We start from the raw sequence: 16,963 nt of genomic DNA, 5'->3' as shown, positions 1-16,963 counted from the left end.
GTGACAGCTAAGGCCGTCATCATTGCAAGCTGAATATAATCTCGATAATCAAAAAGGGTGACCACATCCTATGAAGTGATCACCTTTTTTCTATGCTTAATTTGTTTATTTAACTTGTTTACTTGACAGACCCCTGTTCAATACGAATTCAAGGCTCCTTTTTTATTTATGCTACTTTGATGTTTTGATAAAACTTTCTTTTACATAATGCTTTGGGGTGCGTGGGTGCAATAGTTGTGATATCATAGATGCATAGGGTCAGTTGATTTCTGTGGTCAGCTGACGGGGAAGTTTCTTTGTACGTTAATGTATGTCAATTATTTAGGATAGGGGGATTTGTGTATGGCGCAAACCGAAATGCTTGCCATGATACTTGCTGGCGGTCGTGGTAGCAGACTGAAAGATCTGACAAACAAAGTAGCCAAGCCTGCTGTGTATTACGGCGGTAAGTATCGTATCGTTGATTTTCCACTTAGTAATTGTGCAAATAGCGGAATTGACACTGTTGGAGTGTTGACCCAGTATGAGTCTGTCCTTTTGAACAGTTATGTTGCTCAGGATGGTCGTTGGGGACTTGACTCCAAGGACAGTGGCGTTTATGTCCTGACACCAAGAGAAAAAGCGGATGAAGGCCTCGACGTATACAGAGGAACTGCTGATGCTATTTCTCAGAATATTGATTTCATCGACAATTATAATCCGGAGTATATTCTGATCCTGTCTGGTGATCATATTTACAAGATGAATTATGCCAAGATGCTTGCATACCACAAAGAGATGGGAGCTGATGCTACTATCGCAGTTCGAGGAGTTCCAATGAGAGAAGCAAGCCGTTTTGGAATCATGAATACAGATGGCAATGGCAGGATCGTCGAATTCGAAGAAAAGCCCAAAAAGCCTAAGAGTAATCTCGCTTCTATGGGTATCTATATTTTTAGCTGGAAGCTTATGAGAAAGATGCTGGTTGAGGACATGAACAATCCTGAATCAGATCATGACTTTGGTAAGGATATCATTCCTAGAATGCTCAGGGAAAATAGAAATCTTTTTGCTTATGAGTTCAGTGGATACTGGAAGGATGTTGGTACCATAGACTCTCTTTGGGAAGCCAACATGGATCTTCTTGATCCCAAGAATGAGCTTAACTTAAATGATTCTTCCTGGCTTATTTACACAGAGGATGTATCTACACTTCCTCAGTACATCGGTAAGGAAGCCAAGATAAAAAGAGCTTATATCACCCAGGGCGTTAGAGTAGAAGGTTCAGTTACTAACTCAGTTCTTTTCACAGGAGCTGTTGTTGGAGTGGGTGCCAAGGTTGTAGATAGTGTACTGATGCCGGGAGTTGTGGTGGAAGATGGCGCTACTGTTACCAGAGCTTTGGTGGCAGAAAACGTTCATATTGGTAAAAAAGCTAAAGTAGGATCAAAGGGCAGTGAAGAGATTCTTCTTGTGGCAGAAAACGTGAAGGGAGGTACAAAGTAATGCAGGCAAACAGAGCTTTTGGAATTGTCTCTTCAGCAGATAACTCTATTCACGTAGAAGGTCTTCACGATTACAGACCTATTGGTTCGTTTTCATTCCTCGGAAGATTCAGAGTAATAGATTTTCCTATATCCAACATGAGTAACAGTGGTATGAACAGGATTCAGGTTTACATCCGTTCAAGGCCAAGATCTATTACAGAGCACATTGGATCGGGCAGACATTACAATATCAACAGTAAAAGAGGTAAGATCCAGATGCTGTTCTCAGAGGACAGCAATGTTCATTCTCTTTACAATAATGACATCTGTGCATACATGGAGAATATAGATATCATCGAGCGTATGCATCAGGATTATGTCATTATTGCTCCAAGCTTTATGGTTTACAAGCAGGACTACGGTCAGCTTCTTGATGCTCACGTGGCATCTGGCGCAGATGTTACACTGCTTTATCACAAGGTTGATAATGCCAAGGAGCGTTACCAGAACTGTAAGACAGTTGAGATCAACAGGCAGAAGGGTATTTCATCCATTGACAAGAACCTTGGTACAGCCAAGGAAAAGAACATCTTCATGGATACCTACTGCATGAGTAAGGAAGTATTTGTATCGCTAGTTCGTACTGCGCACAAGGCTTCTTCAATCTATACACTTGCAGATATAATCAATCTCAAGTGTAATGAGCTTGATATAAGAGGCTACCAGCATAAGGGATATTTTGCATCACTTCTTAGCCTTCAGGATTATTACAGGGCTTCACTTGAACTTCTGGATTATAACGTAGCCAGCGAGCTTTTCAGAGCTGGATGGCCTATCTATACCAGAACAACAGACTCTTGTCCTACACAGTATTTCGAGACAGCCAAGATTTCAGATGCATTTATATCTAATGGATGTCTGATTGAGGGAACTGTTGAGAATTCGATAATTGGACGTGGAGTAACCATTAAAAAGGGTGTTGTTATCAAGAACTCGATCATTATGGCTCACACAGTCATAGAGGAAGGTGTTCATATTGAGAATGCAGTCGTAGATAAATGGGCTCATATCATCCATGCCAAAGACATTAGGGGCACTCAGGAACACCCTCAATACATCAAACGTAGAGACACATTATAAAGACCTTTTTAAAGAGATTAGTAAGAAATTGCTAATCTCTTTTTTGATTGGATATTTACGGAATTTTATAAGAATTTAATTTGTTTAGAGGTGCGTTTTTGCTAAAATATAGATAAGTGGGAATATGTCTTTGCCTCGATGAAAGGAGCAGCAAATGCTAGCTACACTGATTCCATTATTTGACGATAATATGTTTGTTTGCGCATATTCTGTTTTTGCCAGAAAAGAAAACCACTTTCTAAATCCTAATTATGAAGGTGGTGCTAGATATGATGGCGCTGGAACTGTGCATGAACTTGAAGTGGTCAGCAGTATGGGAGTTGGTACGCTTTCAGGTGGCAAGGAAGTTTTTGTTCCAGTTAATCAGTTTTCCATTTATGCTGAGATTTCGCTTCAGTGTACTGTCCCAGCTAATAAAGTTGTCCTTTTGATGGATAACACAATAGTTCCTAATGAGCAGTATATTAAACGAGTAAAAGAGCTTAAGTCACAGGGCTACAAGCTGGCAATCAGAAAACTGCAGATAGCAGATTTTGAACCATATAAAGATATTATTGGTCAGTGCGATTATATTCTTTTGAATCATTCAAAGATTGACATTTCAAAAGCAAAGATATATTTCAGTCAGGTTTACCCTAATGTGAAGCTGATAGCTGTTAATGTTGAGTCTCAGGAGGATTATGAGGTACTCAAGGAAGATGGCGGCTATGACCTGTACGAAGGAAGCTTCTTTAGAATGCCTGTCAAGAAGTCAGAGACAGAGGTTAATCCTCTTAAGGTTAACTATGTTGAACTTCTTAATGTTGTTAATGCTCCTGATTTTGATCTTCAGAAGGCTGCTGATGTTATCGGAAAAGACCCGGCGCTTGTTATTTCTCTTTTGGAAATGGTCAACAGAATGGCTCTTAATTCAGACATCACTTCTATTCGCCATGCAGCTGCCATGCTTGGTCAGAAAGAGCTTAAGAGATGGATCAATACCGCAGTTACCAAAGAACTGTGTTCTGATAAACCATCTGAGATTACAAGGCTTTCAATGATCAGGGCGAAATTCGCAGAAGGGCTTGCACAGCCTTTTGAGATGGCTATGGCGTCACAGGAGCTCTTTATCATGGGACTGTTCTCAGCTATTGATATCATGCTGGATAAGACTATGGAAGAAGCTCTTAATATGGTTCAGGTTTCCAAGAATGTAAGAGAGGCTCTTTTGGAAAACAAGGGAGACTTTGCGAAGATACTTAACTTCATACGAAGATATGAGGATGCGGACTGGACAGAGGTTTCAAGGTTAATGGTACTGGATAATATTGATATGGATGAGGTATACGAGGCTTATCTTAACGCTCTTAAGTGGTATCGTGATCTTTTCCCTCAAAAATGATAGGGTAGATTTATGCTTGATCTTCAGGGAATAGGCAGCATTACCTTTAACCTGGCTGCCATCATTATCAGTATTACATGTGTTTTTTATACGCTTTTGATGAAAGGCAAAAAGCGACTTAGAAGTGTGCTTTTTGTCTCTCTTTGTTCAATTGTGGCCCTTGATTCCCTTATGGCGATTTTTGGAGAGCTGTCCAAGGCTGCTTTTTTTCCTGAGGGTATCAAGTTTGCTTTTTTGTATATTTGTAATTTTATCTATTTCTTCACACACTTTGCTATAGCGCCAATCTTTGCGCTGTATATTATTCTTGTCTGTAACGTTTCTTTCAGGTTCTCTAAAAGAGCTCGCCTGATGCTAAGCATTCCATTCATTTTTATGGAGCTTATGGTCCTTGCAACTCCCCTGAATGATTTTGTATTTACCATCGATAAGAATCTGTATTTTCATAGAGGCCCTGGAGTTTATATAGCATACGGAATAAGTGCATTCTATATTCTGTTTTCCTTAGTTGCGCTGTTTTTATACTGGAATGATCTTAACAAAGTGAAAAGAACTGCAATAGTTTATTTTTCACTGCTGGTCATAATTGGAACAGCGCTTCAGATGGCGGTTATTGAGATAAGAAGCGAACTTATGGCAGAGGCCATCGGCTTCATGGGGCTTATGATGATGCTCGAAAATGATGATGACAGGATAGATGCATCCACCAGAGTCTATAACCGAAGCGCCTTTATTCGTGACGCCAGAAGTTATTATAAGTACAAAAGAAGCTTTTACAATATCTGTATCAGAATTACTAATGCGGAGCTTTACAGGAAGATTACAGGTTATGAGGAATTTGAGAAAATCCTGAGAAGCTGTGCGGAATATTTCGGAAGTATCAGCAAGAACTTTGAAGTTTACAGAATGAGCGCAGATACTTTCATTTTGCTATGCCCGGAGATAACAAAGAGCACAGCGGATGACATAGGCGAGCAGATATATGAGCGCTTCAAAACAGAATGGGTAGTTGAAGAAAGAGAAGTTTTATTAAAAGCAATTATACTGGAAGCAAGAGCGCCAGAGCAGTTTGGTAGTGTTGAGTATCTGCTTCTTTTGTCAGACAGTGCTATTGATAAAGAATATGACCATGTTCTTTCAGGAGATAATTTACATTTCCTGCTGCGTAGAGCCGATGTGGAAAAGGCTGTAAGACGCGGAATAGAAAATGATAATTTCAGGGTTTATTTCAACCCGATCTATACAAAGGGCGAGCTTCAGATATGCGCTGCTGAAGCCTATTTGCAGTTAAGAGATAATGAGTTCGGACATATTCACAGAGAAGAGTTTACTCCTGTGGCAGAGCAGACAGGAATGATAGAAACTCTTGGCTGGTACATATTGGAGCAGGTTTTCTATTTCCTTGGCGGTGGTATTGTCGATGAAATGGGAATTGAATTTATCAGTGTAAATCTGTCCTCTGTTCAGATAATTAAGGCTGATTTTGTGGAAAGAGTGAAGACTCTTGTAGACAAATACGGTGTTTCTCCTGCAATGATCGTATTTGACATCTCAGAATCTGCAGCAGCTACTGATCAGAGTATTCTATATGAGACAATGAGACGCCTTAACCAGATCGGTATCAGATTCTTTATGGATGAATACGGAACTGGCGTTTTTAACATGCAATCAGCAGCTTCATCAGTTTTCGAAGGAGTCAAGATCGACGCAAGGCTTATACAGAATGCAATGAAAAATCCTCAGAGCAAGATCATCCTGGAAAACAGGCTTAAGATGATAGGACAGATGGGGAAGAAGATAATACTCTCAGATGTAGATTATCAGGACTGCTATGATGTTATAAGTGACATCAAGGCAGATTATACGCAGGGACGTTACTTCTCACAGCCTGCTAGTAAGAATGAGTTTATTACAATACTCAGAGCTACTGAAATGGCCAGAATGGAGGAAAGACGAGCAAAAGCAGCTAACGAAGCAAAGAGTAATTTCCTTGCAAATATGTCTCATGAAATCAGAACACCTATCAATGCAGTTCTTGGTATGAATGAGGTTATCCTTAGAGAATGTAAGGATAAAAAGATACTTGAATACGCCCAGAATATTGAGGGAGCAGGAAGAACTCTTTTATCACTTATCAATGATATCCTTGACTTCTCCAAGATTGAAGCGGGCAGCATGGAAATAACTGAGGCTGAATATGATTTCAGCTCAGTTCTTAATGATGTCTATAACATGATCCATATCAAGGCAGAGCAAAAGATACTGGAGCTTAAGTTTGAAGTAGATGAGAATTTGCCGGATACATTGTATGGCGATGAAATGCGACTTCGTCAGATAATGGTCAACCTTCTTAATAATGCGGTTAAGTATACTCAGGAGGGTAGTGTAACACTCGAAGCCTCAGGCGAAATGAACCTTAATGATACGATCACGCTTAAGGTTGCTATTTCAGATACAGGTATGGGAATCAAGGAAGAAGACCTACCAACGCTGTTTGATAAGTTCAAGAGACTTGATACAGAAAAGAACAGGACAGTCGAAGGAAGTGGACTCGGTCTTGCAATTACAAGCTCCCTGCTGGATCTTATGGGCGGTTCTGTTACAGTTGAAAGTGTCTATGGAAAAGGTTCAACATTCACGTTCTTCCTTCCACAGAAGGTTATTGGCGATACCAAGATTGGTGATTTCAGGAGCAGGATCAACAAGAATGTACAGGACAGAAAGCCGTACAAAGAATCTTTTACCGCACCAGATGCGCAGGTGCTTGTTGTAGACGATACTCCTATGAACCATGTGGTTATCAGAGAACTGCTTAAGCCTACCAAGATACATCTTGAATCTGCCAGAAGCGGAATGGAATGTCTTGAAAAGCAGCATGAGAAAAAATATGATCTTATTTTCCTGGATTATCGTATGCCGGGAATGGATGGAACAGAAACCTTCAAGGCAATCAAGGATGATAAGGAGAGTCCAAACCTAGACACACCTATCGTTGTTCTTACTGCTAATGCTATTTCGGGAGCAAGAGATAATTTCCTTAGGGTTGGATTTGATGATTACCTGAGTAAACCGGTAGAAAGTGACAAGCTTGAGGAAACACTTATCAAGTTCCTTCCTGAGGATAAGGTTACAATTACCAGAATTGAACTGGACGAAGCTTCTCCTGGAGTACAGGATGGCACAGAGGAGACTTCGGATACTAATAATGAGGCAGCCTGGGCAGAAGAGTGGTTCAAAGCTCTTGAAAAGATAGATGAGATTGATACGGAGCAAGGTCTTAAGAACTGCGGAACTATGGATAGTTACCTTAGCATCATCAAGGTATATTTCGAGTCCATCGACAGCTCAAGAGGAAATGTAGTTAATGCTTATGAAGAAGAGAACTGGAAGGACTACACGAGCTATGTTCATTCGCTTAAGAGTACCAGCAGGACAATAGGAGCAATGAAATTGTCCAAGCTTGCTGAAAATCTTGAGGCAGCCGGCAATGCAGGAGACCTGGATACCATCAGAGCTCATTATGATGAGCTTATGGGCAAGTACGATGTTATTCAAAAGAGTCTCATGGAAATACCTGAAATAGCCGGAGTGCAGGAAGAAGAGGTAATAGATAAAAAAGATATTACCAATGCACAGCTCCTGGATGCCTACAACAGTATCCTTGAGGTCAGCAAGATGCTCGACTACGACACTCTGATGTTTATTCTGGATTCCCTTAAAGAATATAAGCTTCCAGATGATGATCAGGAGCTGATAAACAATATTTCCAAGCTTTCCTATAAACTTAAATGGGATGAGATAACGGAACTTGTACAAAATAAATTGAACAGTTAGGAGCCATAACATGTTTAAGAAAATAATGCTTGTACGAAATGAAGAGACCTTTATGGTAAACGCCATCAAGAATTTGCTCAAAGGAAATAACTTCGAGGTGGTGGATTCGACGTATGCTGTCGGAGATTTAAGTGCCAAAGTAACAGGAGTGAGTCTTGTCATCCTATACACTGATGAAAATCTTGAAGATCATACGGATGCCATGGTTTATTTCAAGGATAAGTGCATGGACGACAATATCATCATTATTGTAATAGGTGATAAGGCTGCCTTTGAGCTGCTTCATCACTATATACCTAAGGAAGATATTGCGTTTGAGGTGACAAGGCCTCTTGATATGGCAGATCTGATGGAGAAGGTATCCATTGTTACGGATGATGAGTTCGAACTTCAGAGGAGAAAGTGTATTCTGATCGTGGATGATGATCCTACTTTTATCCAGATGATAAGAGAGTGGCTCAAGGACACATACAGGGTTGGAATGGCTAATTCCGGAACTCAGGCGGTAGCGTGGCTGGCAAGTAATAAGGCAGATCTTGTCCTTTTGGATTATGATATGCCGGTACTGGATGGACCTAAGGTTCTTCAGATGCTTCAGAGCGAGTCTTTCTCAAGCAATATTCCAGTTATGTTCCTTACTGGTAAGAGCGATAGAAAGAGTGTAACTGATGTCCTTGCTCTTAAACCTGCAGATTACCTTCTTAAGTCTATCAGTAGAGATAAGCTTCTTAGTACACTTGATGCATTTTTTAAACAGAGGAAATAAGACGAATGCTGGATCTGACACTTCTTGACAGCACTACCTACAGAATAGCTGCTGCAATTATTTGCATAACGTGTCTTTTCTACTCGACGATGATGCCAAAGAGAAATCGTATCAGAAATCGATTATTTATGATGCTTGTAGCTTTCACGCTCATTGGCTGTGTCACTGAGCCTGTAGGTTATATTGCAATTCATTCTCATATTCCGGCCTTTTTCAGGTGGACTATCAGTTATTCCTGCCAGATGATTTACTATTTCACCCATTTTGGCATTACACCTATTTTGGTTTTCTATATTATTACGATTACTGGAACTGGCTTTAAATTCTCAAAAGGAATGAAAAACCTTATAAAGTTCCCGTTCTATTTCCTTGAGCTGATGCTCCTTACTAATCCGGTTACAGAGCTTGTTTTCAAGATTACAGGACCGTTGGAATATGGCAGAGGCCCGGGAGTATATCTTGCCTATGCGCTTTCCGCAGCATATTTTTTACTTGGAGTTTTCCTCCTTATTAGAAGCTGGTATGTCATAAATGGTATGAAAAGAGTTGCCATGATTTATTTCATGGCCCTTGCGATGGTGGGAACTGTGGTTCAGATGCTGTTCCCTCAGATAAAATGCGAGCTTCTCTGTGAGGCTATTGGTTTGAGCGGCCTCATGATCATGATAGAGAAGGATGATGACAGGATTGATTCACAGTCAGAAGCATATAACAGAAGTGCTTTTGTTCAGGATGTTTCGGCTTTTTTCAAGCTGGGAAGACAGTTTAAGGCTCTATGTATCAGAATAGAAAATCTTGAGAGCTATAGAAAGCTCTTTGGATATGAGAGTATAGATAAGCTTATAGTTCAGGTTGCAGAGTTCCTGCTTGATTTTAGAAACGACTTAAATGTGTATCATACGGGCTTTGAAGTCTTTTATATGCTCTGCACTGACTGTTCCGATGACGAGATAGATGAACTTATAGCCAGAATAACAGACAGGTTTGATGAGACCTGGGATAACGATGGCAGCAGTATTAAGCTTGATGTCAGGATCCTTGTGGCAGATTGTCCAAGTCAGCTTCCTACCATGAATGATATCTTTTTGCTGGATTCCTCCAGTATTGCTGGCACAGATAAACGTATTCTCATTGGTTCGGACCTTGATTTCCTTGTCAGGAGGATTGAGGTTGAGAAGGCCATTGGTCGCGGAATCAGCAATAAAACCTTTAGTTATATGTACACACCGGTTTATACCAAGGATGGTCTTAAGGTTAAGCTTGCGCATATGACACTGCGCCTTAAGGATGAGGTTTTGGGTGAAATATCTCCCAAAGAGTTTATGGAGGTTGCAGAGGGAACAGGCTTTATCGATGAGATCCAGTATAAGATGCTAGAGGAAGTCTGCAGATTCTTATCTTATGGTGTAGATAAGTCTGACATGCAGATGGATTTTGTTCTTGTGCCAATTGTGTCAGCCTCTGTTATCAGGAGCGAATTTGTCAGGAAGGTAAAAGAAATAGTGGATCATTATGGCGTTGATCCATCACTTATAGCGTTTGTGATGAAGGAATCCTTTGCTATGTATACCAAGGATGTCTTGTCACAGACCATGGGAAATCTGGTTAAATACGGAATCAGAATGTACATAAGTGAGTATGAAGCTGGATTCCTTGGATTGAATGCTCTGATCAATTACGATTTCGAGGGCGTTATTATTGATATCAGAAATATCTATGAGAATGATGATGCGAAAAATGCTGATATTGTGCTTCAGAACAGGATCAATATGATCATGCAGCTGAAAAAGACGGTTATCATCTCTGGAATAGACACCTACGAGTATTATGATAAAATGATGGGTGTACCTATAGATTTTGCGGAAGGCGTTTTTCTTTCACCTACCATCACCAAGAATGAACTTCAGAATAAGTTCTGGCATGGGGAGTATCTTGTTGTTACAGGAGATGGGGTGGAGAGACTTGAGGAAGATGAAACAAGATAATTTTATTCTGGGGATAGATGTTGATTTTCTCAAAGATCAGGAAGTTTTTGATGACTGGTATTATAAGATGCCAGAATACAGGAAGAATAAGATAGATAGATTTAAACCACAGCAGAGCAAAAGACTGTCACTCGGGGCTGGGATTTTACTATACAAAGGCCTTGAAATGCTTGGTGCAAGCGATGCTGTGATTTTTGATGATGATTTTCAGAAACCGCATGTGCAGGGCGCTACAGACCTTGAGTTTAATCTTTCCCATTCGGGGAACCTGGCTGTATGCGCTTTTTCTGATGCCAGTGTAGGTATTGACGTCCAGGAAACTGAGAGATTCAGCGGGAATTTAATGAATTTTGTTTACAAGGATGAGGAGATAAAGTATATTAAATATCGTTCGAAGAATCGGGTTGATACAGACCTTCTGTGTACCAAAATGTGGACCATGAAGGAAAGCGTTATGAAGTACTATGGCAAGGGCTTATCAATGGATCCTCGCAGGATTTTCATAGATTTGGAACAGGGGAACAGTGTTTACTACGAAGGGGAAGCTCTTGAGAATATCTTTTTTACGGGATATGAGCTTTCGGGGTATTATATTACAGTGTGCTCCGGATATGATAATTTTTCGGATGAAATAAATTTTGTTATGGGAGATTAAACTATGTTAATGATGTACCTGGCAATATTGCCTGCAGCAGTTCTTTTGTATTATATCTACAAGGCTGACAAGATTGAGAAAGAGCCGGCAGATCTTTTGGTTAAGATATTTCTTTTCGGCGTTTTATCAACACTCAGTGCATATATTTTAGAGGTTGTTGGCGGAGGAATTCTGGGGCTTTTCTTCTATGAAGAGAGCGTTCTGTATATGGCCCTTGAGAATTTCCTTGTTGTAGCGCTTGCTGAAGAGGCTGGTAAGTACGTTGTAGTCAAGAAGCTTACATGGAAGCATCCAGCTTTTAATTATACTTTCGATGCTGTTGTTTATGCGGTATTTGCATCTCTTGGCTTTGCTCTTCTTGAGAATATTTTGTATATAGCTGACGGAACATTCTTTACAGCTATTATGAGAGCTCTTCTCGCAGTGCCAGGTCACGCTATAGATGCGGTATTTATGGGATGTTATTTTGGCGCAGCCAAAAAGTGCGAGGTACTTGGAGATAATAATGGAAGAGACAGAAACCTTAAGCTGGCTCTTATTATTCCGGTGATGGTACATGGTTTCTACGACTTTGTTCTGTCTGTGGCTGATATATATCCATTTGCTATGTTTGTGTTCTTCCTTTTCGAGGTAGTGATCACAATCTATGCTATCAGAAAGGTTAATACGCTTTCTAAGACAGATACAGCTCTTTTTGCACAGGCGCAGCCAATTGCTCCTATGCCAGGTTTTACTCCGGTTCAGTCAGTTGTGCCAGGTCAGACGGTAGCACCAGCGAAGCCTGCAATGAATTTTGACCCGATGACAGGTCAGAGGCTTACTCCAGTTGAACCACAGAAATTTGCAATGAACTTTGATCCGATGACAGGTCAGAGACTTACTCCGGTTGAGCCAGCACCACAGGCTCCGGTTCAGGAATTTGTTCCAGTACAGCCAGTTCAGTATGACCCAGTTACGGGCCAGCCTGTAATAAATCCAGAATCTTGATCATAGAGGAAGTATATGCTGAAAAAGGATAAAGCCTTTATTTCCAAGTGCATAATATTATTAGTGGCAGTTATTGCCGGCCTTTCTTTTGCCAGCAGATCATCTTATTTATATTGTTTCAATAACTGGGATGATGCTAATAGCTACTTTAGTGTTGGGAAAGGCATATTTAATGGCAGGATGCCATATAGAGATATTTTTGACCAGAAGGGTATGTATCTGTACTTTTTCTATGGTTTGTGCTATCTGATTTCTCATACAACCTTTATAGGCGTGTTTATAATGGAGATAATATTTGCTCTGGTTGACGCAATCTTTTTTTACAAGATTATACGTCTCTATGCTGGGGAGAAGACATCTATAACTCTTACTATTCTGAGCATGGGTGGTATTTTCAGCTCCAGGAGCTTTTGGTGGGGCGGGTCTGCTGAAGAGATATGTCTTCCGTTCATCGTAGCTGCGTTATATCTGTTTATTGAGTATTTTAAGAAGCAGTATCCGGATGGTGCCATGAGCTTTAGGAGAGTGTTTATTGGTGGCCTTCTAGCAGGTATGATAGCTAATATCAAGTTTACAGGACTTGGTTTTTTCTTTGCATGGATGATGCTGGTATTTGTTTCATTCCTTGTTTATAAGGAACTGAAAGAAGGCATCAAGGCATGTTTGGTATTCCTGCTTGGTATGTTTGTGCCTTTTATTCCATGGATAATTTATTTTGGGGTTCAGGGCGGCCTTTATGAATGGTACTGGGGCTATATCCATGTAAATGTCTTTGTGTACAGCAAGGTAGGCGCAGACACAAGTGTTTTGCAGTCAATCAAGGCTATGATCAAGATCTTCTATGGACTTATCTGGGATAACTGGATGTATATGTTTCTGGTTATTATTGGATTAGTTGCAAGTGTTCTTGATAGAAAGGCTATGATACTGACAAGAATTAGTATTGTTGTCCTGTTTGTGTTTACTTTTCTTGGTATATTTGGCGGCGGAAGAGAGCTTCCATATTACTCACTTCCACTTAGCGTCTTTGCTGTTTTTGGCGGAGCCTTTCTGGCAAATCGACTTGACAAAGCTGTTCAGCACGAGACTTCCGGTTTTGGCTTTGTGGGACTTCCTGTATTTGCTATAATGATGGCCCTTATGCAGATAGCAACTTTTTCTATGAATGTTCCATTTATGGCAGAGAGAAAAGAAAACTATTTCATGTACAGATTCAGAGATGAGGTTTTGCAGACAGAGAAACCTACTCTTTTAAATGTTGGCTGTCTTGATGCGGGGCTTTATACTCTTTGCGATATTGTGCCCAGCTGCAGATGGTTCCAGACGCAGACTCTTGATATTGATGATCCTGCTAACAATCCATACATGGAGCAGGAGAGATATGTGAGAGAAGGCCTTATTGATTATGTTCTCGTGAGAGATTCTATCCCCGAATCAATTGATGATCACTATGATCTGATCGATTCAGAAGAGTATGGCTGGGGAGATTATGATTTTATGTATTACCTTTATAAGAAAGTCAGATGATAGTCAGTAGTATTGACTATTTGAGATGCAGTTTACTGCAAATATATGTTTTTTGAGGAGTTTTATGAGTATTTTAAATGTTGAGCACCTGACCCATGGTTTTGGTGATAGAGCGATTTTTGACGATGTTTCTTTTAGATTACTAAAGGGTGAACATATTGGACTTGTCGGAGCTAATGGCGAAGGCAAGTCCACATTTATGAATATCATTATTGGCAAGCTTATGCCTGACGCTGGCAAGATCGAATGGGCCAAGAATGTTAAGGTTGGGTATCTTGATCAGCATGCTGTTTTGAAAGAGGGAATGACAATCCGTGATGTACTTGCATCTGCTTATGAGCCTCTTTATGCTATGGAGACCAGAATGAATGAGATCTGCGATGCCATGGGAGCAGCTGATGAAGCACAGCTTGAGGCATATATGGAGGAGCTTGGAACTATTCAGGATCTTCTTACTAACAGAGATTTCTATCTGATCGATTCCAAGATTGAAGAGGTATCAAGAGCTCTTGGCTTTCTGGATTTAGGTCTTGATAGAGATGTTACTGAGCTCTCAGGTGGACAGAGAACCAAGATCCTGCTTGCTAAGCTTCTTTTAGAGAAGCCTGACATTCTTTTGCTGGACGAGCCTACTAACTACCTCGATGCTGAGCATATTGTATGGCTTACAAGATATCTTCAGGATTATGACAATGCATTTATCCTGATCTCTCATGACATACCATTCCTTAACAGTGTTGTTAACATCATCTACCACATGGATGGTCAGACACACAGCCTTGACCGCTATGTTGGCGACTATGACAAGTTTATGGAAGTTTATGAGATGAAGAAGGCTCAGAGAGAGGCTGCTTATAACAGACAGCAGCAGGAGATTGCTGACCTCAAGGACTTCGTTGCCAGAAATAAGGCCAGAGTTGCCACCAGAAATATGGCTATGGCTCGTCAGAAGAAGCTTGATAACATGGATATTATCGAGAAGATTCAGGAAAAGCCCAAGCCAGAGTTCAACTTCAAGGTTGCTCGTACTCCTGGTAAGGTGTTATTTGAGACCAAGGATCTTGTCATCGGATATGACGAGCCACTTTCGTCACCTCTTAACATCACTATGGAGCGTGGGTCCAAGATTGTCCTTACTGGCGCTAACGGAATCGGTAAGACAACACTTCTTAAGAGTATCCTGGGACTTATCCCGGCTATCAGCGGAAGCGTAGAGCCGGGCGAGAACGTAGCTATAGGTTACTTCGAGCAGGAGATGTCTCCAGATATTGAGACTACCTGTATGGAGGAAATCTGGAAGGAATTCCCTGGCTTTTCTCAGTATGAGGTTCGTAGTGCACTAGCTAAGTGCGGCCTCACAACCAAGCACATCGAGAGTAAGTGCAAGGTTCTCTCCGGAGGAGAGCAGGCCAAGGTTCGCCTTTGCAAGCTCATCAACCGCGAGTCCAACCTTCTCGTTCTCGACGAGCCTACCAACCACCTTGATGTCGATGCCAAGGAAGAGCTCCTTCGCGCCCTCAAGGAATACAAGGGCAGCATCCTCATGGTCTGCCACGAACCAGATTTCTACCAGTCTCTGGCTACAGAGATAATCGACTGCACTAAGTGGACAACACGAGTTTGATGTGGGGATGCGTTGATGACGATATTTGTTGAGTATTGTAGATGATTATTGTGGATGATTTGTTGTAGATGATTATTTATGATGATGCTTGTTGACAAATATTGAGACTGTGATATATTTTTCTAGGATTTATTCTGATTATGGCGGCTGGCTATGACCAGCCGCGTATCTAATTCCACATGACAGTAAATTCGGCTGTTGTGATCGGATTTTTTTCCATTTGTATTGAGCAAATGAGGTTTTGAGACTGCTGGAATGGTGATTTTGCGCTTTTCAACAGGTGTGAATTGAATGCGTTTCCTGTTGGAATTGCTGCTTTTCGGATTTCGGCAGTACGAAAACGAGGGCGTTTACTGCCTGAATCAAGATATTTGATTTTGCGGCAGGCTCTTTTCGCTGATGAAATCTGCTTAAATTAAAGGTGCCGTGATTTAGGCAGTTGATTTACAAGGAGTGAATCTGCCTAATTTTAGTATCTATGAATATAGGCAGATAAATAGATGGGAAAAGAACTGCCGCAATTGCATATTTTTGAAAAGTGGCAGATAAATGATGAGAAAATGAACTGCCACAAATTTAGAAAGTCAAAAATAGGCAGATAATAGCCTAGAAAAGTAACTGACTAAATTCAAGGAATGTTCATATTAGGCAGAAAGCTGCCTCAAAAGAAAAACTACAACTTCATAAAACAAAACTGCAACAATAATTAGAGGAGAAGTGATAATGAAAAGATTAAAAGAAATGCTTGTTAAAGAGGAAGAGAGGCTAATTGCTATCAAGCATATAGTGGATGAGAGATTAATCAATGTCCCAGATGGCAATCTTAGGATAACTTCAAGTGGCAAGCACCCGCAGTACATGCATTGTTTGGATGAGTTTGACATAAAACAAAGCCAGACATCAAACCTGACACCAAACCAGAAACAAAATCAGAATCAAAGCCAGGCAAAAAGCAGAAAACAGGGAGTATACATCAAGAAAGAAGACATTCCATTGGCGTATCGCCTTGCGCAGAAGTCCTATGACCAGAAAATCCAAAGACTAGTCGATAAGCGCCTAAAGCAGCTTGGAAAGCTGGTAAAAGAGTACGATGACAATGAAATAGAGGAAATCTACGAAAAGCTTCATCCAATCAGAAAGACAATGATCAAGCCCGTAGAAGTGCCATGGGAGCAAAAATTGCAAGAGTGGAAGAATACTCCGTATGTAGGCAAAGAGTTTATGCCCGGGATACCTGAAATATACACCAAGAAAGGGGAAAGAGTCCGCTCTAAATCTGAGAAAATCCTTGCTGATACCTTCTATGACATAGGAATTGAATATAAATATGAGTGTCCTATAAGTCTAAAGGGCTTTGGAACAGTGTATCCTGACTTTACATTTCTAAGAAAAAGAGATGGAAAAGAAGTGTACTGGGAACATGATGGAAGAATGGATGATCCAGCATATGCCGAGAATGCCATAAGGAAGATAAATTCATATATAGCAAATGGAATCTATCCAGGAGACAAACTGATCATATCCTATGAATCATCAGGAGTAGTGCTCAATGATAAAATGATAAGACAGATGATAAAAAAGTATATAATGTAATTATG

The 16,963-nt window shown here is 40.6% G+C and carries 11 protein-coding genes; all 11 read left to right on the top strand.

Annotated features, from left to right (window positions below; translation table 11 throughout):
* Positions 1-342 precede the first annotated feature (342 nt).
* On the top strand, positions 343-1,485 hold the full coding sequence (locus IJI01_RS06680; protein ID WP_292187707.1) for a glucose-1-phosphate adenylyltransferase: 1,143 nt from the start codon (positions 343-345) through the stop codon (positions 1,483-1,485).
* Positions 1,485-2,606 carry a glucose-1-phosphate adenylyltransferase subunit GlgD gene (glgD, locus tag IJI01_RS06675; protein WP_292187705.1) on the top strand — a complete coding sequence of 374 codons (1,122 nt, stop codon included), beginning with the start codon at positions 1,485-1,487 and terminating at the stop codon, positions 2,604-2,606. Before IJI01_RS06680 ends, glgD begins: the two co-directional genes overlap by 1 nt.
* A 154-nt stretch (positions 2,607-2,760) precedes the next feature.
* Positions 2,761-3,987 (top strand): EAL and HDOD domain-containing protein, encoded by a 1,227-nt coding sequence (locus tag IJI01_RS06670; RefSeq protein ID WP_292187703.1) that lies wholly within the window; start codon positions 2,761-2,763, stop codon positions 3,985-3,987.
* Positions 3,988-3,999: 12 nt separating this feature from the next.
* Positions 4,000-7,821, top strand: coding sequence for an EAL domain-containing protein (locus tag IJI01_RS06665; RefSeq protein WP_292187700.1), 3,822 nt, complete (start codon positions 4,000-4,002; stop codon positions 7,819-7,821).
* Between the two features lie 10 nt (positions 7,822-7,831).
* On the top strand, positions 7,832-8,587 hold the full coding sequence (locus IJI01_RS06660; protein WP_292187696.1) for a response regulator: 756 nt from the start codon (positions 7,832-7,834) through the stop codon (positions 8,585-8,587).
* 5 nt (positions 8,588-8,592) lie between these two features.
* Positions 8,593-10,572, top strand: coding sequence for an EAL domain-containing protein (locus IJI01_RS06655; protein ID WP_292187691.1), 1,980 nt, complete (start codon positions 8,593-8,595; stop codon positions 10,570-10,572).
* Complete coding sequence (locus IJI01_RS06650) at positions 10,559-11,227, top strand: 4'-phosphopantetheinyl transferase family protein (RefSeq protein WP_292187688.1); 669 nt, start codon at positions 10,559-10,561, stop codon at positions 11,225-11,227. Before IJI01_RS06655 ends, IJI01_RS06650 begins: the two co-directional genes overlap by 14 nt.
* 3 nt (positions 11,228-11,230) lie before the next feature.
* Entirely contained in the window at positions 11,231-12,214 is a 984-nt protein-coding gene (locus tag IJI01_RS06645; protein WP_292187685.1) for a PrsW family intramembrane metalloprotease, read from the top strand.
* A 15-nt stretch (positions 12,215-12,229) separates the two neighbouring features.
* Positions 12,230-13,741, top strand: a complete 1,512-nt coding sequence (locus IJI01_RS06640) for a hypothetical protein (RefSeq protein WP_292187682.1) — start codon at positions 12,230-12,232, stop codon at positions 13,739-13,741.
* 64 nt (positions 13,742-13,805) lie between these two features.
* On the top strand, positions 13,806-15,365 hold the full coding sequence (gene abc-f, locus IJI01_RS06635; protein WP_292187679.1) for a ribosomal protection-like ABC-F family protein: 1,560 nt from the start codon (positions 13,806-13,808) through the stop codon (positions 15,363-15,365).
* Positions 15,366-16,088: 723 nt separating this feature from the next.
* Positions 16,089-16,958, top strand: a complete 870-nt coding sequence (locus IJI01_RS06630) for a hypothetical protein (protein ID WP_292187676.1) — start codon at positions 16,089-16,091, stop codon at positions 16,956-16,958.
* Positions 16,959-16,963 lie beyond the last annotated feature (5 nt).

Source organism: Butyrivibrio sp., from assembly GCF_017433805.1.
Lineage (GTDB): Bacteria > Bacillota > Clostridia > Lachnospirales > Lachnospiraceae > Butyrivibrio.
The sequence above is the reverse complement of the archived record's forward strand: the minus strand, read 5'-3'. Positions and strand labels throughout refer to the sequence as shown.